This window comes from Synechococcus sp. PCC 6716 (genome assembly GCF_022570815.1).
GTDB lineage: Bacteria > Cyanobacteriota > Cyanobacteriia > Thermosynechococcales > Thermosynechococcaceae > Thermosynechococcus > Thermosynechococcus lividus.
Genome location: NZ_JAKLTU010000007.1, coordinates 1 through 24,695, shown reverse-complemented (window position 1 = coordinate 24,695; position 24,695 = coordinate 1). Strand labels below are relative to the sequence as shown.

General features: G+C 51.5%; 30 protein-coding genes, 1 tRNA gene and 1 pseudogene. 15 read left to right on the top strand and 17 right to left on the bottom strand.

Annotated elements, in window-relative coordinates:
- The first annotated feature begins 478 nt into the window (after positions 1-478).
- Both L5220_RS05595 and L5220_RS05590 read left to right on the top strand, forming a co-directional pair.
- On the top strand, positions 479-2,053 hold the full coding sequence (locus tag L5220_RS05595) for a mechanosensitive ion channel (protein ID WP_499572224.1): 1,575 nt from the start codon (positions 479-481) through the stop codon (positions 2,051-2,053).
- Between the two features lie 502 nt (positions 2,054-2,555).
- A complete protein-coding gene (locus L5220_RS05590; RefSeq protein WP_448526576.1) occupies positions 2,556-4,175 on the top strand; it encodes an HD domain-containing phosphohydrolase in 1,620 nt (539 codons plus the stop codon).
- A 251-nt stretch (positions 4,176-4,426) separates the two neighbouring features.
- On the opposite strand, the gene L5220_RS05585 is transcribed toward L5220_RS05590, so the two are convergent.
- The 10 genes from L5220_RS05585 to L5220_RS05540 form a co-directional block, all read right to left on the bottom strand.
- Positions 4,427-5,062: a peroxiredoxin gene (locus L5220_RS05585; RefSeq protein WP_099799325.1), complete on the bottom strand. Its 636-nt coding sequence runs from the start codon at positions 5,060-5,062 to the stop codon at positions 4,427-4,429.
- Between the two features lie 139 nt (positions 5,063-5,201).
- On the bottom strand, positions 5,202-5,885 hold the full coding sequence (locus tag L5220_RS05580; RefSeq protein ID WP_499572222.1) for a lysophospholipid acyltransferase family protein: 684 nt from the start codon (positions 5,883-5,885) through the stop codon (positions 5,202-5,204).
- Complete coding sequence (locus L5220_RS05575; RefSeq protein ID WP_499572220.1) at positions 5,878-6,021, bottom strand: hypothetical protein; 144 nt, start codon at positions 6,019-6,021, stop codon at positions 5,878-5,880. Before L5220_RS05575 ends, L5220_RS05580 begins: the two co-directional genes overlap by 8 nt.
- A gap of 32 nt (positions 6,022-6,053) precedes the next feature.
- Positions 6,054-6,617: a DUF2808 domain-containing protein gene (locus L5220_RS05570; protein ID WP_099799922.1), complete on the bottom strand. Its 564-nt coding sequence runs from the start codon at positions 6,615-6,617 to the stop codon at positions 6,054-6,056.
- Between the two features lie 214 nt (positions 6,618-6,831).
- Entirely contained in the window at positions 6,832-7,674 is an 843-nt protein-coding gene (locus L5220_RS05565; protein ID WP_499572287.1) for an RNA-guided endonuclease InsQ/TnpB family protein, read from the bottom strand.
- Positions 7,675-7,686: 12 nt separating this feature from the next.
- Positions 7,687-8,043: an RNA-guided endonuclease InsQ/TnpB family protein gene (locus L5220_RS05560; RefSeq protein WP_499572217.1), complete on the bottom strand. Its 357-nt coding sequence runs from the start codon at positions 8,041-8,043 to the stop codon at positions 7,687-7,689.
- Between the two features lie 131 nt (positions 8,044-8,174).
- Positions 8,175-8,456 (bottom strand): UPF0367 protein family, encoded by a 282-nt coding sequence (locus tag L5220_RS05555; RefSeq protein ID WP_448527823.1) that lies wholly within the window; start codon positions 8,454-8,456, stop codon positions 8,175-8,177.
- 52 nt (positions 8,457-8,508) lie between these two features.
- Entirely contained in the window at positions 8,509-9,300 is a 792-nt protein-coding gene (locus L5220_RS05550; protein WP_099799328.1) for an HAD family hydrolase, read from the bottom strand.
- Between the two features lie 9 nt (positions 9,301-9,309).
- The gene (locus tag L5220_RS05545) at positions 9,310-10,005 is read right to left on the bottom strand and encodes an FxLYD domain-containing protein (protein WP_499572215.1); all 696 of its coding nucleotides are present in this window, start codon (positions 10,003-10,005) and stop codon (positions 9,310-9,312) included.
- Between the two features lie 118 nt (positions 10,006-10,123).
- Positions 10,124-11,563, bottom strand: a complete 1,440-nt coding sequence (locus L5220_RS05540) for a RecQ family ATP-dependent DNA helicase (RefSeq protein WP_499572213.1) — start codon at positions 11,561-11,563, stop codon at positions 10,124-10,126.
- A 141-nt stretch (positions 11,564-11,704) separates the two neighbouring features.
- Between L5220_RS05540 and coaD the strand changes: the two genes are divergently transcribed.
- Positions 11,705-12,211, top strand: a complete 507-nt coding sequence (gene coaD / locus L5220_RS05535) for a pantetheine-phosphate adenylyltransferase (protein ID WP_448525969.1) — start codon at positions 11,705-11,707, stop codon at positions 12,209-12,211.
- Positions 12,166-12,810, top strand: coding sequence for a F0F1 ATP synthase subunit B (locus L5220_RS05530; protein WP_499572211.1), 645 nt, complete (start codon positions 12,166-12,168; stop codon positions 12,808-12,810). Before coaD ends, L5220_RS05530 begins: the two co-directional genes overlap by 46 nt.
- Here L5220_RS05530 and L5220_RS05525 read toward each other — a convergent pair.
- Positions 12,807-13,289, bottom strand: a complete 483-nt coding sequence (locus tag L5220_RS05525; protein ID WP_227517365.1) for a TolB-like translocation protein — start codon at positions 13,287-13,289, stop codon at positions 12,807-12,809. The two genes, L5220_RS05530 and L5220_RS05525, sit on opposite strands and share 4 nt — an antisense overlap.
- A 4-nt stretch (positions 13,290-13,293) precedes the next feature.
- Positions 13,294-14,253, bottom strand: coding sequence for an alpha-E domain-containing protein (locus L5220_RS05520; protein ID WP_198406006.1), 960 nt, complete (start codon positions 14,251-14,253; stop codon positions 13,294-13,296).
- Positions 14,254-14,312: 59 nt separating this feature from the next.
- Here L5220_RS05520 and L5220_RS05515 point away from each other — a divergent pair, with 59 nt between their 5' ends.
- Genes L5220_RS05515 through L5220_RS05505 form a run of 3 tightly spaced genes read left to right on the top strand, consistent with a single transcriptional unit; the run spans position 14,313 to position 17,104 of the window.
- A complete protein-coding gene (locus L5220_RS05515) occupies positions 14,313-14,645 on the top strand; it encodes a DUF565 domain-containing protein (RefSeq protein WP_448513657.1) in 333 nt (110 codons plus the stop codon).
- Positions 14,646-14,689: 44 nt separating this feature from the next.
- The gene (locus L5220_RS05510) at positions 14,690-16,459 is read left to right on the top strand and encodes an RDD family protein (protein ID WP_499572208.1); all 1,770 of its coding nucleotides are present in this window, start codon (positions 14,690-14,692) and stop codon (positions 16,457-16,459) included.
- 21 nt (positions 16,460-16,480) lie between these two features.
- On the top strand, positions 16,481-17,104 hold the full coding sequence (locus L5220_RS05505) for a hypothetical protein (RefSeq protein WP_448527830.1): 624 nt from the start codon (positions 16,481-16,483) through the stop codon (positions 17,102-17,104).
- 52 nt (positions 17,105-17,156) lie between these two features.
- On the opposite strand, the gene rsmG is transcribed toward L5220_RS05505, so the two are convergent.
- The 3 genes from rsmG to L5220_RS05490 form a co-directional block, all read right to left on the bottom strand.
- Positions 17,157-17,837, bottom strand: coding sequence for a 16S rRNA (guanine(527)-N(7))-methyltransferase RsmG (gene rsmG / locus L5220_RS05500; protein ID WP_499572206.1), 681 nt, complete (start codon positions 17,835-17,837; stop codon positions 17,157-17,159).
- A complete protein-coding gene (locus L5220_RS05495; protein ID WP_099799337.1) occupies positions 17,824-18,141 on the bottom strand; it encodes a hypothetical protein in 318 nt (105 codons plus the stop codon). The genes rsmG and L5220_RS05495 overlap by 14 nt, the downstream gene beginning before the upstream one ends.
- 69 nt (positions 18,142-18,210) lie before the next feature.
- Complete coding sequence (locus tag L5220_RS05490; RefSeq protein WP_499572204.1) at positions 18,211-19,056, bottom strand: M23 family metallopeptidase; 846 nt, start codon at positions 19,054-19,056, stop codon at positions 18,211-18,213.
- 72 nt (positions 19,057-19,128) lie between these two features.
- Between L5220_RS05490 and L5220_RS05485 the strand changes: the two genes are divergently transcribed.
- From L5220_RS05485 to L5220_RS05450, 8 genes and pseudogenes are all read left to right on the top strand, one after another.
- Positions 19,129-19,201, top strand: a tRNA-Thr gene (locus L5220_RS05485).
- Between the two features lie 206 nt (positions 19,202-19,407).
- Positions 19,408-19,569 (top strand): helix-turn-helix domain-containing protein, encoded by a 162-nt coding sequence (locus L5220_RS05480; protein WP_499572202.1) that lies wholly within the window; start codon positions 19,408-19,410, stop codon positions 19,567-19,569.
- Complete coding sequence (locus tag L5220_RS05475; protein ID WP_499572285.1) at positions 19,496-20,137, top strand: RNA-guided endonuclease InsQ/TnpB family protein; 642 nt, start codon at positions 19,496-19,498, stop codon at positions 20,135-20,137. The genes L5220_RS05480 and L5220_RS05475 overlap by 74 nt, the downstream gene beginning before the upstream one ends.
- A gap of 22 nt (positions 20,138-20,159) precedes the next feature.
- Positions 20,160-21,363: pseudogene (locus L5220_RS05470) on the top strand (ISL3 family transposase).
- Positions 21,364-21,365: 2 nt separating this feature from the next.
- A complete protein-coding gene (locus L5220_RS05465) occupies positions 21,366-21,845 on the top strand; it encodes an AI-2E family transporter (protein ID WP_499572283.1) in 480 nt (159 codons plus the stop codon).
- 143 nt (positions 21,846-21,988) lie between these two features.
- On the top strand, positions 21,989-22,597 hold the full coding sequence (gene rpsD, locus L5220_RS05460) for a 30S ribosomal protein S4 (RefSeq protein ID WP_499572200.1): 609 nt from the start codon (positions 21,989-21,991) through the stop codon (positions 22,595-22,597).
- Between the two features lie 17 nt (positions 22,598-22,614).
- Positions 22,615-23,709 (top strand): peptide chain release factor 1, encoded by a 1,095-nt coding sequence (gene prfA, locus L5220_RS05455; protein ID WP_448515313.1) that lies wholly within the window; start codon positions 22,615-22,617, stop codon positions 23,707-23,709.
- Positions 23,710-23,721: 12 nt separating this feature from the next.
- Positions 23,722-23,991, top strand: a complete 270-nt coding sequence (locus L5220_RS05450) for a YciI family protein (RefSeq protein ID WP_499572198.1) — start codon at positions 23,722-23,724, stop codon at positions 23,989-23,991.
- On the opposite strand, the gene L5220_RS05445 is transcribed toward L5220_RS05450, so the two are convergent.
- Positions 23,988-24,281 carry a DUF6825 family protein gene (locus L5220_RS05445; protein WP_198406200.1) on the bottom strand — a complete coding sequence of 98 codons (294 nt, stop codon included), beginning with the start codon at positions 24,279-24,281 and terminating at the stop codon, positions 23,988-23,990. The genes L5220_RS05450 and L5220_RS05445 overlap by 4 nt on opposite strands.
- A 198-nt stretch (positions 24,282-24,479) precedes the next feature.
- Positions 24,480-24,686 carry a zinc ribbon domain-containing protein gene (locus L5220_RS05440; protein WP_499572281.1) on the bottom strand — a complete coding sequence of 69 codons (207 nt, stop codon included), beginning with the start codon at positions 24,684-24,686 and terminating at the stop codon, positions 24,480-24,482.
- Positions 24,687-24,695: the final 9 nt, after the last annotated feature.

Here is a 24,695-nt window from a genome sequence, read left to right as displayed (position 1 = left end):
TATTGTTGCAAAAATTAATAACAGCAGTTATACTTGTGCCTGAAAAACAGGTGATAGAATGAGTGGGTGTAAAAATTAGAGTGATCCATAATATTTTTACTCTTACCAAATGTGGGGTATTAAAAATTTCAGACAACTTAAGGTAACGTCTTTTTTGTCTTTTATTTTTACTGAAGTGTCTATGGGTTTAGTTCCCCAATCCCACGTAACTACCCTCGGTATTGATACCTATTGAATTGCCAATTTGTTGTTAGCCATGTTTATGTCCTCATATTCCGAGTCTATTACTTTAAGTATTGACTAATATTTTGCAATAATTTTCTATATTTTTTAATCATTGGCTTTTAATTTTTTGCTATTGTAGTGAGTTAGTGTTTTTACGACCTGACTAAAGTATGGAGAACTGATTATGATCTATGCAAGCTGTTCAAGTTGTATTAATTTTATTGTCAGATTGCCGGCTCAATTTCCAACAGATATGAGACAGGAAACTAGTCTTGTTGATCGTCTGATTCCTGATGATCTGGGGCTGCTTTTAAGCCAATTGATTGGCGCGATCGCCCTTTTAATTTTAGGCTGGCTGATTGCAACCTTAGTCGCAACGGGGGTTAAACAACTGCTGAATCGCACTGGTCTTGATAATCGCCTAACAGAGTGGGTGAGTGGCGAAGCACACGAGAGGCCTACCATTCCAATTGAAGTGTGGATCAGCAGGATTACCTTTTGGGTGATCATGCTCTTGGCAATTATTGCTGCTCTCAATGCCCTCAATCTCACCGAAGTTTCTCGCCCTCTCAATAAGTTCTTAGAAGAAGTTACGGGATTTTTACCTCGGATTGGTGCCGCTATTGGCCTTAGCATTTTGGCTTGGATCATTGCTACCATTGTTAAAACTATTGTGATTCGTCTGGCTGAGTCCCTAAACCTAGATCAAAAGCTAACAGAAACAACAACTACAGCGGCAACTCCTCCAGAGAACGTCTTTAAGCTCAGCCGTACTCTAGGTAACGTGCTCTATTGGTTTGTCTTTTTATTTTTCTTGCCAACTATTTTAGGCGTTTTGAATCTAGAAGGTCCGCTTGCACCCATCCAGAACTTGCTAGATGAATTGCTCTCTGCGTTGCCTAAGGTTCTCAAGGCAATCATCATTGCAGGTGTGGGTTGGTTGATTGCTCGGGTTGTCAAAGGTTTAGTGACTAATCTTTTAGCCGCTGCTGGTGCTGATCGCTTGGTGCGCCGCCTCCCCCTCCAAGGAAGTCAGTATTCCATTTCGGGACTCTTAGGAATTGTGGCCTATGTTTTGATTTTAATTCCAACTGCGATTGCAGCTTTGGAAGCCTTAGAAATTCGGGCAATTACAGTTCCAGCAGTCAATATGCTGAATCAAATTTTGGCTGCGGTGCCCCAGATCTTTGCCGCTATCGTAATTTTGATTATTGCCTTTCTTGTGGGTCAATTTGTTCAATCTCTCGTCACTAACTTTTTAACAAGCCTAGGATTTGACAATGTTTTTCAGTGGTTGGGGTTACCCATCGCTGTTGCAGGGTCAGCTGGGTCTGAGGCAGCTCCCGACACGCCAGAGAGTTCGGCTACGGTGACCTATACCCCCTCCCAATTTGTTGGGGTGGTAGCCTTGGTTGGCATCATGCTCTTTGCGGCTGTAGCAGCCACTAATGTACTTGGCTTTGTCGAGCTGACACAGATTGTAACTGATCTGATGCGTATGTTGGGGCAGGTCATTGCTGGGTTAGTGGTTTTTGCGATTGGCCTCTATTTTGCTAATCTTGCCTTTAATGTGATTCGGCACACCGGCGGACGTAGTGGCCTCATTCTTGCCCAAGCTGCACGCATCTCCATCATTATTTTGGTGGCAGCGATGTCTTTACAACAGATGGGAATTGCGCCAAATATTATTAACCTAGCCTTTGGTTTGTTGATGGGTTCCATAGCAGTCGCTATTGCCATTGCGTTTGGTTTTGGTGGCCGGGAATTGGCTGCTGAAAAGTTACGCCATTGGCTTGAGGTTTTTCAGCAAAGGGATCCGTCTAACTAAGTCTGAAAACGCCGTACTGCCTAACTTGGTTTGACTTCAATGAACCCTATCAGAACGTGCCGTGCCAAGTGAGCGTACGAGCTAAAAAAAGGGCGGCTAATGATTCAGTGTGACTAGATGTGGTCGTTTGTCGGGTGTTGCTGAATGTAGTTATGAATTGCCCTCATCCCCAATCCTTCTCCCCAAGGAGACGGGAGCTAAGAGTCTTGTTCCCTCTCCTTCAGGAAAGGTCTAGGGTGAGGGCGGCAAAAGACTCAAACCTGAAAGTCATACGTCTATTCAGCAACGCCGTTTGTCAGTCACAACGGCAACAAGCAATTGAGCGGTTCATCTGCAGATTGTTTCAGCGAGTGTCGCATTAAAGTACTTCACTATGTACTTCACTATAACGATACTGAGGTGGGGCAGCTATAATGGCCTCAGTCGTGACATACTGCCGAACTCATGCTAGCGCATAGAGTGCGGGGCTTCTCGGCGGGTTGTAGCTAACGAGCCTTTGCCAATGATTACCACGCCCTTTGAACGTGAAACGTTAGGTAAAAACACTCAGCAACTTGTAGATCAACTATTGGAGATTGGGCTTGCCCTCTCAGCCACAGAATCCTTAGACGAGTTATTGCATTTGATTCTTACGAAAAGCCGTGAGATAACCTTCAGTGATGCGGGCACTATTTTTCTGGTGAAGGCAGAGGCAGAGCCAGCGGTCTTAGAATTCAAGGCGGCACAAAATGACAGTGTAGTCCTCCCTGACCATGTCCAGCAGTACACCGTTCCTCTGACAGCCCAAAGCTTGGTGGGCTATGCCGCCCTGAAGGCAGAGTCGCTGAATATTGCTGATGTGTATGCCCTGTCAGGCAGTGAAACCTACCAGTTTAATCGTTTTTTTGATGAGTCCTTTAACTACCGCACCTGTTCGGTTCTGGTGGTGCCGATGCAGAATATCAGTGGCCAAGTGATTGGGGTTTTGCAGCTCATTAATCGTAAACGCCAGCAGAACGCTATTTTAACCCCTGCGACTGCCCGAGACCTCACTCAGCCTTACAGCCCATGGGAAGAACATATTGTCCGGGCACTGGCCAGTCAAGCTGCGGTGATTATTGAGCGCAACCATCTTCTTAAAAGTATTGAACAGTTATTTGAAGGCTTTGTGACTGCCTCAGTACAGGCAATTGAAGCCCGAGATCCAACGACAGCAGGCCATTCAGAGCGCGTAGCAGCACTAACCGTGCGCCTAGCAGAAATCACAAATGCAACCACCCACGGGGTCTTTCGGGAGTGCTATTTTAGCGATCGCCAACTTCAGGAAATTCGCTACGCTGCGCTACTCCACGATTTTGGCAAGATAGGCGTTCCCGAAGCGATCCTCAATAAACAAAAGAAAATTTTTCCAGAACACCTTGAAGTCATGCGGCAGCGATTTGCCTTGGTTCGCCGCACCTTGGAAATGGAAACAGCTCAAGCAAAGGTGAACTATCTGATCTCGCATCCTCACACGCCCCACAGCGGCGAGCATCCCTGTGATCACTGTGCATTTTTCCGGCACCTCGACAGCGAATTACAGCAGCGCCTGCACCTCCTAGAATCTTACTGGCATACCCTCGAACAGGCCAATGAACCGCGAGTGCTTGACGAGGAACCCCTTGCCCGCCTTCAGGACATGACCCAGTTCTACTACAAGGGGATTGATGGCCAGCTGTACCCCCTGATTACGGCCTCGGAACTTGAACAATTACTGGTGCGCCGTGGCAGCTTGACCCAAGCGGAGCGACAGATGATTGAGTCTCACGTCACCCATACCTATGAGTTTTTGTCACGCATTCCTTGGACCCAGCACCTCAAAAACGTGCCAATTATTGCCTATGGCCACCATGAACGGCTCGATGGCGGCGGCTATCCGCGGGGAATTGGAGCAGCAGACATTCCGTTACAAACCCAAATGTTGGCGATCGCCGATATCTATGATGCCCTCACCGCTAGCGATCGCCCCTACAAAAAAAGCTTACCCGTTGAAACCGCTTTAAGCATTTTGCGTCAAGAAGCCGACGAGTTCAAAATTAATGCCGACCTAGTAGAACTCTTTACCCAACAGCAGGTGTTTCGTGTTTTGGGGCATGAGGCTTAGGCTCCTGCGCAGATCAAAAAAGCACCCCACAGGGTTGTAGGGTGCCGCTAACAGTGTCGTGAGATTCCTAGATCCTCTATTTATCTCAGTATTGCTGAATGTGGCTATGAGTTTCCCTCATCCCCAACCCGTCTCCTTGGGGAGAAGGGAGCTAAGAGTCTTGTTCCCTCTCCTTTGCGAGAGGGCTAGGGTGAGGGCGACAAAAGACTCAAACCCGAACATCATACGTCTATTCAGCAACGCCTTTATCTCTATTTATTGGGCTGAGGAGTCAGCCGCAAATAAGGCTTAACAGTATTGAAGCCCTTGGGAAATTTTTCCTTGGCTTCTTCATCGTTGATTGAGGGCACAATCACACACTCCTGCCCGTCTTGCCAATTCACTGGGGTTGCCACACTGTAATTGTCGGTGAGTTGCAGTGAGTCAATCACCCGCAGAATTTCAGCAAAGTTGCGGCCAGTACTCGCGGGATAGGTGAGGGTTAAGCGCAGTTTTTTCTGGGGATCAATGATAAAAACGGTGCGCACCGTTAAGTTGTTGAGGGAGTTAGGATGGATCATGTCGTACAGCTCGGAGACTTTTTTATCTTCGTCTGCCAAGATCGGGTAATCAACCTTAACGTTATTGACCTCTTCAATATCCTTGATCCAACCCAAGTGAGATTCAACACTATCAACGCTCAGGGCAAGCGTTTTCACATTGCGTTTCTCAAACTCTGAGCGCAACCGTGCCACCTCACCCAGTTCCGTCGTACAGACGGGGGTGTAATCTGCAGGGTGCGAAAACAAAACAACCCAGCTATCACCCGCCCAATCGTAGAAGTTAATCTCCCCCATTGAGGAGGCTTGAGTAAAGTTCGGTACGACATCCCCAAGTTTTAGGCTCATAGGTTGTTGCTCCTAGGTTATGAATGTATCACTAGCTACGACTCCTATCTTGCCACAAACTCTCCTTTACCGCTCGGAATATGGAAGAAAAGATACAATCCGACACTGTTGTATAGGGTTGTATAGGGTTATGGGATTGCTAGACGGAGCAGAGGTGGCGCTGCGGATGCTGTAGGCGTTGTAACGCAGCAAACAAATCCGCCGTCAACTGTTGTGCCGATAATTTCGGTTGATCTAGGGGATAGTTTGCCGTGGTTAAAGGGGCGCCAATGACTACGTTGACGTGGCTACTCCAGCGAGGATAGGGCTGGCTGTAGGTCAGCAAAATGGGGACAATGGTCACAGCAGTGCATCGCTGAGCGGCTTGGAACGCTAGACGAGCCAGACCGGGCTTGAGGGGCTGAATCTGAGGGGTACGGAAAATATTGCCCTCTGGGAAAACAACGAGTGCCTGCCCTTGCAACAAGAGTTCAACCCCAGTGCGTAGTGCGCTGACGGCTGGCGCTTGGGTATTCACTGGAAAACCACCGCATTGGCCAATGACCCAGCCTTGGAGCCCAAGCATCTCATCGTGAGACACCATAAAGTATAAATCTCGCCCCATTACCCGTCGCCCAGCAACATAGGGAACAATCAAGGCATCCCAACGAGAACGATGGGTCGGGGCTAAGATAACCGGCCCAGATCGAGGGATATGGTGTTGTCCGTCCACGTCAATAGCGCGAAAGTAGCGTTGCAAGACTAAATCACCCGCCACCCAATACATCAGGGGGGTCAAAATGGGTGAAATGTGAGGCTGAGGGGGATGGAACACGTTAAACATTGACACAGCCAGTGAACAGAATCATAGAAAACTGCTGAGGCAGGTGGGTTTCAAGGAACGAGCTGGCGAGGGTGGCACGCCCTCGCCTTGAGTAAAGATAAAGACCTAGGGCGATCGCCCCGGTAATCATCGCCATAGCCTACCAGTTCGCAAATTGTCAGGGCGGGGTTAATTGCGGGCAATACTCAGCACCCAAGTCCCGATGTAGCGCATCAACGGAATATCCCCCGGTGAGCCAATGCGGGCGTTGAAGTAGTACATCCCGCCATTGTTAGGGTTGCGCACATTGTTGAGAATGACTTGAACCGTTGTACCGGCAGGAATAACTTCCGCAGGCACAATATCAATGACTCGGTTATCGCGATCAAGAGACACCTCGGCAAGTTCAATTTTTTTGCCGGGATCGCGGCGAAACTGGAAAAAGTTATTACTGCGATTGCCGCCAATCCTAACTTCAATACCGCTGGGATCGATGATGCCACTGTAGTAATCGGGGTAGGTGATATTGATGCGGTTGATGGCAACCTTTTGCTGCCCAAGGCGTAGCCAGTAGCGATCGCCCATAAACCCCGGTGTGCCATTCTCCAGATGGTACTGCAATTGCTGCCGTCCGCTCGGCCCGTCGCCCCAGGTAAAGGTAAACCCTTGGTTCACTTGGGCATGGACAAGGGCAGGCATGGCAACGCTAACTGCACAACTGAGCAGCACTAACGCCGGAAGGAAACGCCGCATAGTAACCATAAAACACCCTCAAGGAGGTACAACACACCACAGATGCTCCAATGCTTAGACGGGGAGGATTCGCTGAACGTTCCCCTAGACCACTGCATGGAAACAAGCAAGTTCCAGATGCAGCCGCACGACTCTGTGATCTTTTGTATCCTAGCGACAAATCATCACAATTGTTGACATCCTTCCCGCCGCAAGCAGCGGGAATTCCTAAGCCTCACGACTTAGGTTTCTGCTTCTTTCCATTGCTGGCGTTTCGCAGTTGCCCTTTAGACGTATGCCTATCAGGTCTTACACCCGCTCCACAGACAGTCACCGTGTGTCCCACGGCCAAAATGTTTCGCGCCGCATTCACCTCGCGGTCATGGTGTGCCCCACACTCAGGACACTCCCATTCCCGGATACTCAACGGCAACCGCCCAACAATGTGACCACACGTTCCACAGCGTTTAGAACTGGGAAACCAGCGGTCAATCTGCACCAGTGTTTGACCGTACCACTGGGCTTTGTACGCCAACTGCCGCACCAGTTCACCCCAGCCAGCATCACTGATGGCACGGGCACGTGTGCGGTTTTTGACCATATTCTTCACCGCCAACGACTCAACGGCAATCGTTTGGTTCATGCGCTTCACGCACGCTACGCGAACACGAATCAGCCGCGTCGTCAACTTGTGCAAATGATCATTTCTAGCGTTAGAAATGCGTTGGTGGACTCTAGCTACCTTCCGTCTGGCTTTCTCTCGATTGCGAGACCCTTGCTGTTTGCGACTCAAATCCTTCTGAGCCTGACGGAGCCGCTTGTAATGGCGGTTAAAGTGCTTAGGATTGGCAACCTTTTCACCCGTACTCAGGGTAACAAGGCTGTTAATCCCAGCATCCAGTCCAACTGATTGTTGAACAGGCTGAAGGCTCAAGTCTCTGGGGTCGTCAAACCGGATGCTGATGTACCACTGTCCAGCAGGGGTCAGCCGAATGGTCACTGTGGATGGCTCAACACCCTCTGGCAATTGTCTAGACCATCTAATATTCAATGGTTCTGAACACTTTGCCAGAAATATCTTGCCATCTTTTCACTTAAACGCAGACTTGGTAAACGTTGCACTACCCCCATTCCGTTTCTTTTTGAAGTTGGGGTAGCTTGCCCGACCGGCAAAGAAGTTATCGTAGGCAGCTTGCAGATGCCTCAAGCTTTGCTGAAGGGGAACAGAACTCACCTCATTGAGAAATTGGAGGTCATCTTGCGTTTTCCATGCGGTAAGGAGGGCAGAGGTTTGAAGATAGTCAATCCTCTCCTGACGTTCACGCCACGCTTCCGTTCGTGTCGCCAAAGCTCGGTTATAGACCAACCGGACACAACCTACTGTTTTCCGCAGCAGGGATTCCTGTTCGGCAGTTGGGTAGAAGCGGTCGTTAAACGCTTTTTCCATGCGTTACATCGTACCGTGTATTTGCGCAGGCTCTAAGCAGGGTTATTGGTTCGCTATCCATCCCCGCCGCAAGCGGACAGTTTTTTTCGCTCATACTCGATAAAGAAAGGTTAATTTTTTGTCAAAGGTTTTTAGGTGCTTTGCGGTTGGACTAACTGAGCAAAGAAGCCACCGCGACTGCTGACGGCGGTAGAGGCATTCTTATCAGCTAGTTGCACTGCCACAATATCGGTGGTGAGCACGGTGAGTTTTTTGCCAACTTGGCGATCGCAGGTCAGCTCTAGCACCGTGGGCGTACCGCTGGCCATGGCCTGACAAACGGTCTGATACAGTGCTTCCGCAGCAGTTGTGTCTTTGCGTTCAACGCCAACGGGCATGGGGACATGGCGCAGAATTAAATCAATCGTGTACATAGCAGTCCAAATAACTGGCTAATTCTACTGTAGAACGCTCTGGAAACTTAGATCACAGACGGCTGGTGGCTGGCATAGTGAGCCATTGACGGTGGAGCGATCGCAACAGGGCAACATCGACAAAGGTGGTCCAGCCTACTTCGCCCTTCAGTACGCGGAAGGGGTAGTCTGGCTCTCCGAGACAGTCCAACACAAGGGCAGCGGCACGAAAATCGTGATCCTTGGTGTAGTCGGTGATGGTAATGATGGTGGCCAGATCGCTCGCCGCCGCTGCTTGGATACCGTTGGCAGAGTCTTCAAAGGCAAGGCACTCTTGGGGAGACAAGCGCATGTGCTCTAGGGCATACAAATAAATATCCGGTGCGGGTTTTTTGGCGGGTACCATATCCCCAGCCGCAATAAGTTCAAACCACTCTACGCCATCGCTCGCAAGGGCATTTTGCAGCAGAGCTGTGACGTTGGCGGGGGTGGTGGTGGTGGCGATCGCCAGCCGTAATCCCGCTTCACGGGCTTCGGTCAGTAATCGTTTCACTCCCGGCCTTAGGGGAATCGCGCCCTGAGCAAGTAGCTCGGTATAGTAGCGGGTCTTGGCTTTATGGAGATCGGCAATCAGGGCATCAAGATTTTGGGGGCGCGGCCAATCGGGGCGAAAACGATCCAGGTAGTACTTCATCCGCTCCTTGCCGCCAGCAACCGTTAGCAGTTGGCCGTAGAGGGGGATATCCCACTCCCAGTCAAGCCCAGCAGCGGCAAAGGCTTTGTTAAAGGCAAGGCGGTGACCATCCCGCTCGGTATCTGCCAAGGTACCATCAACATCAAAAATTAAGGCTTTGAGATCCGTCATGATTCCCTGCTAGAGAAACGACTGCAGCTTTAGCAGCCGTGCCCGCACGGCCTGTAGGTTACCCACGGGTTCACGGAAATGCCACGTCTCCTCTGGGCCTAAACCATAGACCTGAACAGAGACTTGCCCCACGCGCTGCCCTCCCTTGTCAAACAGTTCAAAATCAGCTTGGACAAGGCGAAAACTGTCTTCGCTGTAATTTTTGAGGACACCAACTAAGAAGGGTGCCCCTCCCTCGATGTGCCACTTGTAGTCCGCCAACGTGACAGTTTGACGAGAGGACGCTGTGCCGATTAATGACTGCATTCGCTGCTGCTGCTGCCATTGTCCCATGTGGTAGCTAAAAATCACGAGGAGGCTGACAACGCCAGCGGCGATCGCCACCACCCAAGGGGCTGAGGATGCATAGGTGGGTTGGGATACCAGCGGCGTGGGACGCAGATCAATCACCTCTTCCCAGTCGGATTTGGGCGACCCTTGGATGCGGCCAATAATTTTAATGCGGTCAATGTCGTCGAGGTGAAACTGCCCTAAGCGCGACTTGAGCAAGTCCACTAAGGCCGCATAGTGGGCGATGGTTCCCGGCGGTTTGTTGAGGATGATATTCAGTTGGTTGCGAAACTGATTGACTTGCACAATCACCGAATGCTCGGACAATACCTCTTGCAGTGTTTCGCGAATTTGCTCAACTTGCAGTAGCCCCATGCCCCGAACCCCCACCGTTTGCCTGTGGATGACTGCTAACGCATATGTGCCAGTGTACACAACCTAGCGCGAAGGGGAATCCGTCAATTTACGGGAATTTACAAGAGGACAGGTGGGGCTAGCTATTGCAGCGATCGCAGTGGCCACAGCGGCAGGTTTGGGCTTCTTGGGTAAATCCAAAGGCGCGCAGTAGGAACTGCCAACGACAGCCTTTATACCTAAGAAACTCCTGCATACGGCGGCTTTCAGGATCCTCGCGGTTGGGGGGCACAACACTGGGGGCAATTTGCCGCAGTTGGAAATGAAACGGATCCTGCCACTGGAGTGCCCCCTGTTGGTGGAGCAAGGCAAGGGTCAGCTCCAAATTGGCAACGGTTGATCGCAGCGCATTCAGGTTGCCTTGGCGAGGAAGTTTTGTGGCTTGTGCCATGGCCTGCCGCTGAATGTCTTGGCTCTGGCGCTCGAAAAACTGCCACCGTTGCTGATCGTCGCGATCTAGTCCCCAGCGATCGCTCACCAAGGTCAGTGCCACTGCCGGTTGGCCATCACGACCGGCGCGCCCCACTTCTTGGAGGTATTCACTGAGTTGTAGGGGAGGTTGATAGTGGCAAATCCAGCGCACATCCGGTTTGTTCACCCCCATACCAAAGGCACTGGTGCAGATCACAAAGGGTAGGGTGCCCTGCAGCCAAGCGGTTTCAATGCGGCGACGCTCCGGTGCGGGCAGGCCACCATGGTAAGCGGCGGTGGTATATCCGTGGTGCTGCAACCATGCTGCGAGGGTTTCTGTGTCGCGGCGGGTGCGGGCATAGATCAAACCTGAGGTGCGCCCCTGCTGCTGGACAAAGTGGCGTAAACAGTGGCGGCGGTACCCTCGACTCCAGACGCTGTGTACCCGCAGGTGCAGATTGGGGCGGTAGGGGCTGTGCCGGATCTGCGCTGGCGTGTCTAAGCCCAAAACCTCGATGAGGACGCGCTGGCTGCTGGGATCGGCGGTGGCGGTAAAAGCCGCAAGGCCAATACGGGGGTGCTCGGGTTTGAGGCGGGCAATTTCCGGCCGAACGGTGCCTAAGCGCCGATAGCTTGGGCGAAAGCGATCGCCCCACTGAACTAGGCAATGGGCTTCATCTACAATGAAGCCGTTCAACCGCAGGGTCGGGGCACACAGGCACTGCCACACTGCCGGACTAAAGAGGGACTCCGGCGAAAGATAGAGTAACCGCAGCTGCTGCTGCTCAACCTGCCGTAACACCTGCCGTCGCTGGTAGGTCGATAACTCGCTGTGGTAGGCCGCTGCCTTCAGACCCCGCTGCCGCAGGTCTGCCACTTGGTTTTCCATAAGAGCCAGCAACGGAGAAATCACAAGGGTGATCCCTTCCTGGAGCAATGCTGGGAGCTGAAAGCACAGACTCTTGCCTGCACCAGTCGGCAGCACGACCACCACATCTCGCCGCTCTAGCAGTGCACTGATCACCTCCCCCTGAGGCGATCGCAAAGCGGTGTAGCCCCAGTAGCGTTGTAGTGCTTGGTGGACTTGCGCCAAAGTCACCTCTGACATGAGCGACCTCGCTGAAGTCGTTATTCTTAAATTTATATTTTTTTATGGCGCGCCCCCATTGTGCAGAGATTCCAGCATCAACTCGGTACAATCTAGCCATTGTCATCCTTTGACTGTTGCTGAAAGAACTGGAGCCACGCCATGGTTGCTGTTTACCCCGGAAGCTTTGACCCAATTACCTTCGGTCACCTTGATATTATTGAGCGGGGTACTCGTTTGTTTGCGGAGGTGATCGTGGCGATCGCCCACAATCCCCAAAAGAAAGCTCTTTTTAGTGTTGAGCAACGGATTGCCCAAATTCGTGCCGCAACCGCTCATCTGGTCAATGTGCGGGTCGATACCTTCGATGGCCTGACCGTTGAGTATGCGCGATCGCAACAGGCCAAGGTACTCCTGCGCGGCCTGCGAGTGCTCTCAGATTTCGAGTATGAGTTACAAATGTCTCACACCAACAAAAGCCTATGGCCGGAGATTGAAACCGTGTTCCTCACGACATCAAATGAGTATAGTTTCTTAAGTAGTAGCCTAGTGAAAGAAATTGCCCGATTTGGTGGTAATGTTCGTCATCTTGTTCCAGCAACCGTTGCTAAGGACTTAGAAGAATGCTTTACTCAAACACTGATTACATCTCCACAACCACCGGCATGACAGAGCTACCGGAGAGTGTAACCGGTTCGGCTCCCCTCCTCCTGCTACAGCAGTTGCAACGATTGGAAGAACTCCTGATTCTGGAAGGGACAAAAATCCCCTTCACTGGACGAAAACTCATTGACGAAGAGCAACTCCTCACCCATCTGGCTCAGATTGAGCAGGCAATTCCTGAATCCGTGGCCTTGGCACAGCGCATCCTCAACCAGCGGGATGATCTGCTCAAGCAAGCCCAGCAGCGGGCACAGGAGATCATTCGCCATGCCGAACAACGCGCTGCCCAAATTGCCGATGAACTGCGGATTCGCCAACAGGCGGAATTAGAGGCGCAAAAAATTCGCCAGCAAGTCCAGCAGGAGGTCGAGCTAATGCGACAGCGGGCGATCGAAGAGATGAATTTACTCCGGCAAAATACGGAAAAAGAACTGGCGCATCTACGGCAAATGACCCGCCACGAGTGTCAAGAGCGGCAGCAGGAAGCAGATACCTATGCCGAACGCACCCTAGGGGAAATGGAGCGTCAATTTAAGGAGATGCTGGCCGTGATTCAGAATGGTCGCCAGTACCTCAAACAACATCAGGCCTCGCGATCGTCCTAGGGGCTGCCGCGATCGTAAATTTCAATGTTCCATTGCCCCCGCTCACTGGTTTGATAGGCAACATAGCGGCCATCGCCACTGATGCTTGGGTGCCGACAAATCCCCCGCACAGCTTGGCTTAGAAGCTGAGGCCGCTGGGTCTGGCGATCGTAGACAAAGACATCGGGTCGCCCCCGTTCGGTGGAAATATAAGCAATAAAGCGACCATTGGCACTGAGGCTGGGTTGCTCTTGGCTGGAGTTCGGGCGATTGAGGTTCGGAAGATCCACAAAACGGCGCTCCTGTAAATCGTACAGGTAGAGGTTCCGCTGCCCTTGGCGATCGCTGCCAAAGGCCAAATAGCGCCCATCGGCACTCAGGGAAGGGGCTTCATCCGCAGCGGTACTGTTAAATCCTGCCCCTTGGTTCACCGGTGGCGGCACAAACCCCTGTAGATCCTGACAGCCCATGAGGATGCACAGCAGGCCAAGCCCCAACACACCCTTAGCGAGCCTTGATCGGCTCCAAGGTAAAAAAGGTTTGAAAAATCTCTGCGTCCACTTCATTCATGTGCTGCTGCAAACTATCTAAAAACTCGTGCATGCCTTGGCGAATGATCTCTTCAATGGTGAGGTAGTCCAACTGAGATCGCAAGCGTCCAAGGTGGCGCTCAACGCGGTTATGCCAACTCCCAAGGGGGGTGCCCGTAATTTTGTAGAGGGACTTTTCCACCTGTAAGAGGCAGAAGCGAATTGCCCGCGGAAATTCGGCATCCAAAATCAAAAACTCTGCGACCCCCGCAGGGGTAATGCGGTGTAGGCCACGTTTGCGGTACATTTCGTAGGCACTGGCAGATTTCAGGAGGGCAATCCAACCTAACTCGTCGATGGGGCTGCCAACATCCTCCACTGATGGCAACAGCAGGTAATATTTGACATCTAGAATACGGGAGGTTTTATCGGCACGCTCTAATAGCCGTCCCATTTGGCCAAAATGCCAAGCTTCATTGTGGCTCATGGTACTATCCATCACCCCAGCAAACAGGTGACTGGCCTGTTTCACGCGCTCCAGAAATCTAGCTATCTCCACCTGTTCAGGGGCTTGGGCTGCTTCGCGCACTAGGGTGTAAAAGGCGTTGACCTGTTGCCACATTTCCGAGGAGATAACTTCGCGAATCGAGGTAGCATTTTCCCGCGCCGCTCGAATGCAGGAGACAATGGAGTTAGGGTAGCTGGCATCAAAGGTCAGAAAATGGATGACATTATCAGCGGTAGGGGCGCCGTAGTGCTCCTGAAAAAAGGGTAAGTCGCCGGTAGTCAACACCAGTGGTTCCCACTGTCCGCCTGGGTTCGTTGGCAGGTCGAGGAGCATATTCAGGTTGACATCCACAAACCGGGCAATATTTTCCGCCCGCTCAATGTAGCGGTTGAGCCAATAGACGGCATCGGCAACACGACTTAGCATATACTGACAAGCATCCACTCCGTGCTCACACTCTAGCAAGCTTTGCCGGCCCTGAACATATGCAGCAAACCCGCTTAAACACTCTGCTGGATCGTCTGGGGACGCAGATTCAAGATCAGCTAAAAAACCCGTGGCGGCGTTTGGCTACGTTAGTCATTGCGATCCTCTTTGGCATCTTTTTGGGGTTAGCCATTTCCTCAACGGCGGGGCAAGTGGGCTACTTAGATATTGTTGCCTCTTCTTTAGTGGCGATCGCAGCAGAGGTGATCAGTGCTCTGTTTTATAGCGATCGCTGGAAATTACGCCAAACGCTTTTTGGTGAAGTGTTGAATGCTTTCAAGTTTGGTGTCCTCTACGGGTTATTTTTAGTGGCCTTCCTCTTGGGCAGTTAAGGGAGCAGCTGGTGCCATGATGGAAGGGATGGTTTGGGTATCGCATGTTTGGGTTTAATCGCCGTGGGCGGCCAGCCCAGTCCCTCTCCAGTGGCAATATCACCACTGTGGCGCTGGAAATTTATCGCCACCAAGGTAATCGCTACTTTCTGCTGAGCCTCTTTGCCCATGCATGGTTTTTTCTATTGACGATTGCGGCCATTATCGTTTTGCTGGTGGCGATCGCCCTTGCTGGGTTTACCCTTGCGGCCTTCAACGGTGCTGGGGGATTTTTAATCCTAGTGGGGACTGGTGTTCTCACCGCCCTGCCTATCTATCTGTTTGGCTGGACCCGCTTCATGGCTAGCGGTGCCCTTATTTCCCGGCGGATGTACACGGTGTTAGCAGCCCTTGAGGAGTCAGAAACCGAAGCCCGCGCAGCCATTTTCCCCAAGATGGCGCACTATTTGCTGGCAACCCTCTTGGTTGGCCTGATTTTAGCGGTTGTCTATGCCATTTTGGCGGCGATCGCCTACGTCCTATACCTAGGGATCTGGCCACTCATCCAACTCATTGACACCGACAGCCTGTCCGATGCCGCACGGGGGTTTCTGTTGATGAGCGCTGCCCTTGGTGGGCTGCTGGTATTACTACTTGCCCTCCTAGTCATTTCCTACGTCAGTGCCCGCCTCTCCCTTGTGGATGTTGTCCTTGCCCTAGAGCCGGGCACAACACCAAGGCGATCGCTGCAGCGGAGTTGGCAGTTAACCCAAGGGCAGACATGGCATACCCTCACCGTTTTTTTCATTGCGTCTGTGTTGGTCATTCCCGCCAATATTGTGGCCAGCATTATTAATAGCTTGGTGATTATCCCCATTGCGGGGTTATTTGTGGGGGTATTGTTACTTCCGCTCTGGCAAGGCATTAAAGCGGTCATGTACTGGGATCTGCGAATCCGTAACGAAGGTGCTGCCTTTCAAGTGCGCCCGGAAGCCGCAAACCCCATGCGGTGGCTACGGCGAGTGACCTTACGCACTCCCGAAAGTATTGAACTTGACTTTGCCCTAGCGGGGATTGGCAGTCGTGCCCTTGCTTGGCTCATTGACCAAGTCATTCTCTATAGCGCTCTGGTGCTCTTTTCTCTGCTGGCAGCTTACATCTACATCTATGCCATCTATCCTTGGCTAATTGAGGTTGCCCCCAACAGCGACCAACATCTTGAGGCATGGAGCTTAGGGCTTTACCTTTTGGTGATCTTTGCCCTCTATAACGGCTACTACATCTTTTTTGAATCCTACTGGCAGGGACAAACCCCCGGCAAACGCTATGCGGAAATCCGCGTTGTCCAAGAGAATGGCCGTCCGATTGGTATTAAAGAGGCCACCTTGCGCAGTCTGCTACAGTCCATTGATGTTGCTTTTTTTGGCATAGGAGCGCTCCTTATTGCGTTAACGCGATCAGAAAAACGGCTGGGGGATATGGTGGCAGGCACACTCGTCATTCAGGATGAGCAAGCAACCCGCCTAGCACCACTGGCTCCAGCCGTGAATGCCGAAACAACGGCGTGGGTTGCCTCGTTGCGGCACACTGCCCGCTGGGAACACATGACCCCTGAGCACTATCTAATGCTGCGAAACTTCCTCAATTCTCGAGATCAACTCAGCCCAGTAGGTCGCTACCAAGCGGCTAGTGAACTGCGGCAACACCTAGAACCCTTATTGCTACCATCTGAGAACCCGCTCTCGCTGGATACCAGTCAACTCAGTGCCGAGGCCTTTTTGGAAGCCCTGTACCTTGCCTACCGCCAACAGTACCAATCGTCCTCCCCCTCCTAATCGAGAGAAGCAGAGAAGTCTATGCGTTATCTAATCCCCCTTGGTTGTAGCCTTGCCTTTGTGAGCATAATCCCGCCGGCCATCAGTGTTGCCAGCGAAGTAACTTTACAAGCCGTCGCGCCTACTCCTCAACGCTACGCCCTTATGGGGGTCTCCTTTGAAACCCCCGTGAGTTTTTCAGCACCAACCGCAATGGGGGAAAATGGCGTGGCGGTGGTCTATCCGGCCAACTCAGTGCCCGGTGAGCACGAGCTAATGGTGAGCTTAATTAGCTTGCCTCCCATGAGTGATGTCCTCGGAGGCCTATCGGATCAGGAACTGCGCAGTTGGTTGCGGTTTACTGAAGTGGACGGCCCCCTGTCTGCTGCCCCCGGACGGGTTGAACGCCGCATTTTAGGGCGGCGGGTTCGTGGGGAAGTGTTTTATCATCAAACCCCTCGCCCCCTGCACCAAGAGCTATACCTAATGCGCCTACAGGGAGGGCGACGGTTAGCCATTATTTTTGAAGCGGACGATCACGTGCCGCTGCCAATGATTGAACAGGTCTTTAGCCATGTAGCGGCAACCGCTCAGGAATTAGCGCCGCGATCGCGGGAGTGGAAGCGCAGCTTTGAATGGTGGAAGCGCCGTTCATCAAGTCCCTAGTCTCAAATTGAGAAACTGAGAAATTGAGCGCATTGTCCTTCGCCGAACGGTTCTAGGTTCGCTGGAGGTATAGGCAATGGCGCTGAGCGTGGCTAAGGGGGGTGACAAAGTCCTGCACGTCTAAGAGTTGGCTGTGATAGCGGGGCAGGAGTGCCTTTAAGGTGTTGACTTCAGGAGCTGTCCATTGCCCACGATAAAGGATGAGAATACCCCCCGGACGCAGCCGTGGTAGGCCGTACTGACAGCAACGAGCTAAGTCTCCCACCGCGCGAATCATCGCTAAGTCGTAGGTGAATTGATGCGCTTCGGCGCGCCCCCACTCGGATCTGAGGTTGCTCAACCCTAGCTGCTGTGGTAGCGATTCTAGAAATCTTACCTTTTTTTGGGTGGCCTCCAGTAAGGTAATCTGCCAATCGGGACGGGCGATCGCCACGGGCACCCCCGGAAAGCCGCCGCCGCTGCCAATATCAACCACCCGCTGGATCGAGGCGCCCCACGGAGACGACCTTGGCAGTAGCCACGGGGCAATTCCCCTGAGAGAGTCCCAGAGGTGCTTTTCCCAAAAATCTGTTGCGGTGGTAATACGGGTGAGGTTAATTGACTGATTCGCCCTTAAAACTGCACCATAAAAACGCTGAAACTGTTCCTGTTGGCGATCGCTGGGCTGCCAATGCAGCGTTTCTTGCCACAGCGCAGCATTGAGGGGCAGCAGCAGCGGGTTAGCTGTCGCCATCACCGGCGGGKAGTTCTTTTTTGGCCGTTAGCACCTCCCACGCTGCTTTGAGCCGCTCTTCAAAGTCTTTGACGTGGACAGACACCGTATCAGCATTTGCTTTGAGGTCGGCCATTGCGGCTTCCAGTGCTTTTTGTACATCCGCTGGCAACGCTTTCAACTGGGCTGCTGCAAATCGCTGCAAGGCGGCCATCAGCGCCTTTGCTGCTTCGGTTACCTCTTCGGGGCTAGCAGCAACAGATTCGGACGGTTCAGAGGTTGGTGTTGTATCAACCGTTTCCGTAGAGGTTGGTTCGTCAGACATAAGCGCAATTGCTCCCAAGCAAACATCTACTGGTGAGTATAGCTTGACTTTTCAGATTCTCCCATGGACTTACAGCCAAGCGTATGCCATCCATGGGCGGGGATCGACACATTCGCCATTCACGTAAAGTCCCCAGTGCAAATGGGGGCCGGTGGATGCGCCTGTGTTGCCGACCGTCCCAATCACTTGACCTGCTTCCACCACTTGCCCCTCTTGAACGCGAATGTCATCGAGGTGTAAGTAGATGGTGAGAACACCTTGACCATGATCAATGCCAACGGTATTGCCATGAATTAAAAAGCCCTGGGCTTCTCGACCCACTAGGGCAACCCGCCCGCGCTGCGCAGCTTTGACGGCGGAGCCTCGCGGTCCAGCATAGTCTAACCCCCGATGGAAATAGTCTTGGGCAAACACACCGTTATAGTAGCGGCGGACACCGTAGGGGGTCGTCACCGGACCACTGTTGGGACGAACAAAGGCACCTGTCCAGAGTTTTTCGAGGGTTACTAGGGCTTTGAAGGCATCCACCCGATCAAACTCGGCATCGGTGCCTTGGGAGTCTTTGCCGGGGGGCAGCCAAATCCGCTGCACCGGAAAGGAGCGATTGCCAACCCACAACAGCATATTTCGGGTTTCACCGCCCGCCCGCACAATTAGCGATCGCCGCCCCGGCGGTTGTAGCGGTGTCGTCGGTACAAAGGCACGCCACTGTTGCTGCCCGATAGGAAAGACGGGCATTGGTTTACCGCCGGCCTCTACTGTGGGTTTTTCAGCAGCTGTGACCACAATACTAAAGGTATCCCCTAAAACAGCACGATCAGGACTGACGCTGACGCTGAGGGGAGTGGTGGTTGCAGCCAGCGAGATGAGTGCGGCAGCAGGGACAAACCAAGGCAAGAGGTTCTGGGACATCATAAAAACTCAAGTGCCACGGCACTTCTCCTAGTCACCCAAACGGTCTCTATCTTTGATAGACTTAACAATTGTGCTGGTGTAGCTCAGTTGGCAGAGCAACTGACTTGTAATCAGTAGGTCAGGGGTTCAAGTCCCCTCACCAGCTTCTCTTTAACATTCCTTGCGGGAAGTCCCTAGGTGAAGTCTTCGGAACCTAGGGATGAAAGCAAGGGCAGAATATAGTTATTCAGACGGAGATTCTTGTCGCTTGATGTATTTTTTCAGCACATCAAGTGAATACAAAAAACAGCGTGAGAACTCTTTCTAAGAGAGGGCTGCATTGGACGTTAGGTGAGTGCTAGCATATTAGACATGATAGTAACACGTAGAACTACTTTTCGATTGTATCCTACTAAATCTCAAGAGTCGAAGCTACATTATTGGCGACGACTCCACAAAGATCTGTATAACGCCTGCCTTTATCATAGAAAGACTGAATATCAGCGTTTCGGTAAGTCTATTAGTTACGTATGATCAACAAAATACCCTACCAGATTTTAAGGACTGCTGGCCTGAATACAAGGAATTAGGCGCACAGGCTCTACAAGCAACAGTCAAGCGTGTTGATTATGCCTTCCAGCGATTTCTGGGTGGATTAGGTGGTTATCCAACGTTTAAGCCCGCGCGGCATTATCGTAGATGGACATATCCAGCTACTAGCGGATGGAAAGCCCATACAACAGGCGTTAACGGCTATCTGGAGTTGTCTAATTTAGGATCAATCCAGATGAGGGGGAAGGCCAGAACTTGGGGCACGCCAACAACGTGTACAATCCTCTGGAAACAAGGTAAATGGTACGCCTCAATCACTGTAAATTGTGAGCCGAAGCGAGAAACTAGCACCGGTGCTATCGGCTTAGATTTTGGTATTCACCACGCTATTGCTTGTTCGGATGGAACAATAATCGATAATCCGAAATTCTTAACCAGTAACCAACAGAAGATCAAGCAAGCTTCTAAAAAGCTGAGGCGCAAACGTGCGCCTAACCGCAAAAAGAAGGTTAAAGCATCTGGGTCTATCGGACTTGGTATGCTAATGTAACATGCTATACGAAATCTGAGATATGCAGCTACTTCTAACTGATCTACTAAACCTACCTGGAATTGAGGTTGAAGATTATACCGATGTTGCGGGAGAATTGATTCTTATAGTGGAAGCAAAGACAACCGAGGCGATTTGCCCACGTTGCCAACAAAAAAGTTGTCATTTACACCAGAATCATTGGCATCTAGTGCGAGATTTAATCWTCAGTGGACGAACCGTATTTCTTAAGATCAATCGTCGCCAGTTTAAGTGTCGAACTTGTGGTAAGCCATTCAGTGAAACGCTCGATTTCATCGGCAATCGTCGCAAGCAAACGGATCGATTTGCTCAGTCAATCGTGCAACAGGTTTTGCACAGCAACATTCATCATGTTGCAATTTCAAATGGTCTCACTGATGAAGAAGTATGGTCAATAGTGCAGTATGTCAGTCAAAAAACTCCACATCGATGTGAGTTCAGTAAAACGATTAGGTATAGATGAGATTTCCTTACGTAAAGGACAAGGAGATTACATAGTCGTTTTGGTCGATTTAGAGCGGCGAATTCCCCTTGCCCCTTCTCGAAAGCAGGAAGATGTGAGGCAAGTGCTTGAGACATGGTGAGCAGCAGTACTCAATCAAATTATTGAGGTGAGCATTGACCTGTCTGGAAACTATAAAAGTTTGGTTCATAAACTCCTACCTAATGCTACGGTGGTTGCCGACCGATTTCATGTTATGAAAATTGTGAATCAGGAATTAGATAAGGCTCGAAAAAGTATTTGTAAAGCGAATGAACAGACGGTAAATGAAGTCCAGAAAGCCCAGATTGCAGCCGCGCTCAAACAAAGTAAATATGCCTTACTCAAGCCGGAGGAAAATCTAACTCAGAAGCAAAAAGCAAAACTGGAAGAAATTCGAGAAGTAGTGCCAAGTCTGGCTCGAATGCATCAGGAGAAGGAATCGTTTAGAGCCATCTTTGAGCCAGCAAAAGATTGGAAAGATGGAACCTTTCAATTGCTCGATTGGTTAGCTCAAGCTCAGGATTCTTTTCAAGAGAGCGTAAGAACAATTTGTCGGTGGTTTGGTGAAGTCACCGCCTATTTTGATAATCACACAAATAGTGGTGTTGTCGAAGGTATTAACAATAAATTGAAGCTGATCAAGCGGTCAGGTTATGGGTTCAGGAACTTTGACAATTTTCAGTTACGTTGCTTAATTTGCTGGCATTTAGCTATTGATTAAGCATAACTCGGACGATAGAGCCCTTTTGGGGGCGTTTTTTGCTCTCTCTGTTTTTTGGTGTATCGGTTTTTATTATCCTTTTACTGCTGCGCGCCCCCTATGCCCTTGCCCTTGCTGCCATTGCCGGAGCCTTTGATCTGATTCCGGGAATTGGCGCCACCCTTGGTATTGCGATTGTGTCTTTGATTTTGCTGCCTAAGGGTCTTGCTCTCAGTTTTAAGGTGCTCGTTGGCTGCATTTTGCTCCAACAGGTGGAAGAAAACATTCTGATGCCCCGTATTATGCGAAACTCGGTGAATTTGAATCCGGTCATCTTGTTTTTAGCCCTGCTTGTCGGGGCAACCCTAGCGGGCTTTGTCGGGGTCTTTCTGGCGATTCCGATTACCGGAACACTTGTCAGCCTATTTAAGTTAGAAGCCTTGCAGGCAGGGCACCAGACACTGCGGCCAAAAACTGCCGCAGATCAGCCGCCAGCCAATTGATCCGCAGATGGTGGTTGCGATCGCCCCCAGACTATTGATATGCTAGGAAAGCTGATCTAATCGCCCCTTGCGACATAGATCGCGCTCACGTTATGAACTCGTCTGGTTGGACACCGTCATCATTGTAGGTTGGGTATAGTTGCATGGCTCGATATCGTGGCCCTCGTCTAAGAATTGTTCGTCGTCTGGGTGAATTAGCCGGTTTAACCCGTAAAGCCCCTAAGCGCAGTTATCCGCCTGGTCAGCACGGTCAAGCCCGTAAAAAGCGCTCGGAGTACCCGCTGCGTCTTGATGAAAAGCAAAAACTGCGGTTTAACTACGGCGTGTCTGAGCGGCAGTTGGTGCGGTATGTGCGCAAAGCCCGGCGAGTCAGCGGCTCCACTGGCCAGACGCTCTTGCAATTATTAGAGATGCGCTTAGACAACACCGTTTTTCGCCTTGGCATGGCACCTACCATTCCGGCAGCCCGCCAATTGGTGAGTCATGGGCATATTATGGTGAATGGTCGCAGTGTATCCATCCCCAGCTATCAATGTCGCCCTGGTGACGTGATTACGGTGCGCGATAACGATCGCTCACGACAGCTTGTACAAACCAACTTACAGAATCCTGGCCTTGCCAACTTACCCAGCCACTTGGAACTAGATAAAAACACCCTCACAGGCAAGGTGAATGGCCTTGTAGAGCGGGAATGGGTGGCTCTACAAGTGAATGAACTCTTGGTGGTTGAATACTACTCGCGTAAAGTCTAAGGCGGCGGTCAGCAGCTATGGCGGAAGCCTATCTTCTGGAAAAACTGCGTACCGTTGAGCAAACCTTTACGGAGTTGACGCGGCGTCTGGCAGATCCAGACGTTGCCGTCAACCCCTCTGAGTTCCAAAAAGTGGCTCGCTCACGAGCAGCCCTCGAGGAAACAGTGAATGCCTACCACGAATGGCAAGCCTTGCATCAACAGTTGGCAGATACGCGGCAACTCCTCAAGGACGCTAGCGATGAACCAGAGCTACGGCAACTGGCGGAAGAAGAGATAGCAGACCTGACAGCTCGTATTGCCGAGCTGGAGGAGCGGCTCAAGGTACTACTGCTACCGCGAGATCCCAATGATGACAAGAACATCATGCTGGAAATTCGGGCAGGAGCTGGAGGGGACGAAGCAGGAATTTGGGCGGGAGATTTAGTGCGCATGTACTCCCGCTATGCCAAATCGCAAGGGTGGCAAGTCAACCTTGTCAGCGAATCGCTGGCAGAAATGGGCGGCTTTAAGGAAGCAATTTTGGAGATCAAGGGCGATCGCGTCTATAGCAAACTGAAGTTTGAATCCGGAGTGCATCGGGTGCAGCGGGTGCCCGTTACAGAAGCGGGAGGGCGCGTGCATACCTCTACGGCAACGGTGGCGGTGATGCCAGAAGTGGATGAGGTGGAGGTTGAGATTGACCCCAAGGATATTGAATTGACCACTGCGCGATCGGGCGGTGCCGGCGGCCAAAACGTCAACAAGGTGGAAACAGCGGTTGATCTGTTCCATAAACCAACGGGGATCCGCATTTTTTGTACCGAAGAGCGCAGCCAACTGAAAAATAAAGAGCGGGCTTTTCAGATTTTGCGCGCCAAGCTTTACGAAATGAAACTGCGCGAGCAACAGGAAGCCATTACCTCCATGCGACGATCGCAAGTGGGCACTGGCGATCGCTCCGAAAAAATTCGCACCTATAACTACAAAGACGATCGCGTCACCGATCACCGCTTAGGGCAGAACTTTACCCTGAGCACCGTCCTCGAAGGGGATCTAGAAACGATTATTCAATCGTGCATTAGCCGCGATCAACAGGAGCAGTTAGCGCGGTTAGCGGCAGAGCAAGCCTAAGGAGAGCTTAGTATGGCTAAATTTGTTGTCTGGGGGCACTACTGCGAGGATGTCCTTGAGCGCCGTGCCCCCCATCGCCAAGACCACCTAGATGGCCTTGCCCGCCAAAAAGACCAAGGCAGCCTAGTGACCATCGGCCCCACCAAAGATTTACGCTACTTTTTTGCCATCTACACTGCCGAGAGTGAAGAGGCGGTGCGCCAACTCATCGAAGCCGATCCCTATTGGCAGCACCACGTCTGGACAGACTATACCATCCACGAATGGATTCAAGCCCTCTAACGGTTGCGGTAGCGTTGCAGTTCGGTACGCAAGGCCGCAGTTTCTGCCCGCAGATCATCCACAAGGGCTTGCCAGTCCACAGGTTCACTGGCGTGGGGGGAAACAGCTTGGGCTTCCTGCTGCGCCCGCTCCTGAACCTCTTGCATAAACTGATGCAGCCGCTGCTGTTGCTCGGCATCAAACCGCCCAATCTGACTAAGTAGTTCAACAAACAGATGTTGCGCTTGGTCGCGTAGCAGCGTCGCTGTGGCTCGACCTAAGAAAAAAGCATCTAGCGGCGATTGACTCATGGCAGGTTCATTCCTTGGATTCATTACTTCCAACCCCTGAGTGTAACAAAGTTTGCCAATTGCCGACGCTGCGCCCCTACCCTCGCACCCACACGTGTCGCCTTAAAGGCAACTCACGATAGAGTCTATGACTCTAGACCATATCTCTAGACCATGTGAACTGAACCCCGCCCTAGAAGAGCGAGGCTTCTACCCCGGTTAGGGGCTTAATTCCGGGTTCCCCGGTAAAAGACGAACCGCCTCTTGCAGGATATTCCATGCAGCGGTCACGTCGCGAACATGCTGCCTGCCGCACGATGGGCACCTCCACTCTCGGTCACTGAGCGTCAAATTGTCGTTCAGTGACCCGCAATCCCAGCAAAGCTTGGTGGACGGGAACCAGCGCTCAATGAATTGAACGGAGATCGGAAGAGC

Excerpts from the sequence above, each read along its gene's own strand:
- L5220_RS05550 (WP_099799328.1), bottom strand. The coding sequence starts at position 9,300 with ATGACGGATCTCAAAGCCTTAATTTTTGATGTTGATGGTACCTTGGCA.
- L5220_RS05450 (WP_499572198.1), top strand. The coding sequence starts at position 23,722 with ATGGCTAAATTTGTTGTCTGGGGGCACTACTGCGAGGATGTCCTTGAG.
- L5220_RS05575 (WP_499572220.1), bottom strand. The coding sequence starts at position 6,021 with ATGGCGATGATTACCGGGGCGATCGCCCTAGGTCTTTATCTTTACTCA.
- L5220_RS05510 (WP_499572208.1), top strand. The coding sequence starts at position 14,690 with ATGTTTGGGTTTAATCGCCGTGGGCGGCCAGCCCAGTCCCTCTCCAGT.
- L5220_RS05555 (WP_448527823.1), bottom strand. The coding sequence starts at position 8,456 with ATGTACACGATTGATTTAATTCTGCGCCATGTCCCCATGCCCGTTGGC.
- L5220_RS05490 (WP_499572204.1), bottom strand. The coding sequence starts at position 19,056 with ATGATGTCCCAGAACCTCTTGCCTTGGTTTGTCCCTGCTGCCGCACTC.
- rsmG (WP_499572206.1), bottom strand. The coding sequence starts at position 17,837 with ATGGCGACAGCTAACCCGCTGCTGCTGCCCCTCAATGCTGCGCTGTGG.
- L5220_RS05585 (WP_099799325.1), bottom strand. The coding sequence starts at position 5,062 with ATGAGCCTAAAACTTGGGGATGTCGTACCGAACTTTACTCAAGCCTCC.
- L5220_RS05445 (WP_198406200.1), bottom strand. The coding sequence starts at position 24,281 with ATGAGTCAATCGCCGCTAGATGCTTTTTTCTTAGGTCGAGCCACAGCG.
- L5220_RS05570 (WP_099799922.1), bottom strand. The coding sequence starts at position 6,617 with ATGCGGCGTTTCCTTCCGGCGTTAGTGCTGCTCAGTTGTGCAGTTAGC.
- rpsD (WP_499572200.1), top strand. The coding sequence starts at position 21,989 with ATGGCTCGATATCGTGGCCCTCGTCTAAGAATTGTTCGTCGTCTGGGT.
- L5220_RS05540 (WP_499572213.1), bottom strand. The coding sequence starts at position 11,563 with ATGTCAGAGGTGACTTTGGCGCAAGTCCACCAAGCACTACAACGCTAC.
- L5220_RS05480 (WP_499572202.1), top strand. The coding sequence starts at position 19,408 with ATGATAGTAACACGTAGAACTACTTTTCGATTGTATCCTACTAAATCT.
- L5220_RS05520 (WP_198406006.1), bottom strand. The coding sequence starts at position 14,253 with ATGCTAAGTCGTGTTGCCGATGCCGTCTATTGGCTCAACCGCTACATT.
- L5220_RS05530 (WP_499572211.1), top strand. The coding sequence starts at position 12,166 with ATGCTTTACTCAAACACTGATTACATCTCCACAACCACCGGCATGACA.
- prfA (WP_448515313.1), top strand. The coding sequence starts at position 22,615 with ATGGCGGAAGCCTATCTTCTGGAAAAACTGCGTACCGTTGAGCAAACC.
- L5220_RS05590 (WP_448526576.1), top strand. The coding sequence starts at position 2,556 with ATGATTACCACGCCCTTTGAACGTGAAACGTTAGGTAAAAACACTCAG.
- L5220_RS05505 (WP_448527830.1), top strand. The coding sequence starts at position 16,481 with ATGCGTTATCTAATCCCCCTTGGTTGTAGCCTTGCCTTTGTGAGCATA.
- L5220_RS05595 (WP_499572224.1), top strand. The coding sequence starts at position 479 with ATGAGACAGGAAACTAGTCTTGTTGATCGTCTGATTCCTGATGATCTG.
- coaD (WP_448525969.1), top strand. The coding sequence starts at position 11,705 with ATGGTTGCTGTTTACCCCGGAAGCTTTGACCCAATTACCTTCGGTCAC.
- L5220_RS05515 (WP_448513657.1), top strand. The coding sequence starts at position 14,313 with ATGCAGCAAACCCGCTTAAACACTCTGCTGGATCGTCTGGGGACGCAG.
- L5220_RS05545 (WP_499572215.1), bottom strand. The coding sequence starts at position 10,005 with ATGGGGCTACTGCAAGTTGAGCAAATTCGCGAAACACTGCAAGAGGTA.
- L5220_RS05560 (WP_499572217.1), bottom strand. The coding sequence starts at position 8,043 with ATGGAAAAAGCGTTTAACGACCGCTTCTACCCAACTGCCGAACAGGAA.
- L5220_RS05580 (WP_499572222.1), bottom strand. The coding sequence starts at position 5,885 with ATGTTTAACGTGTTCCATCCCCCTCAGCCTCACATTTCACCCATTTTG.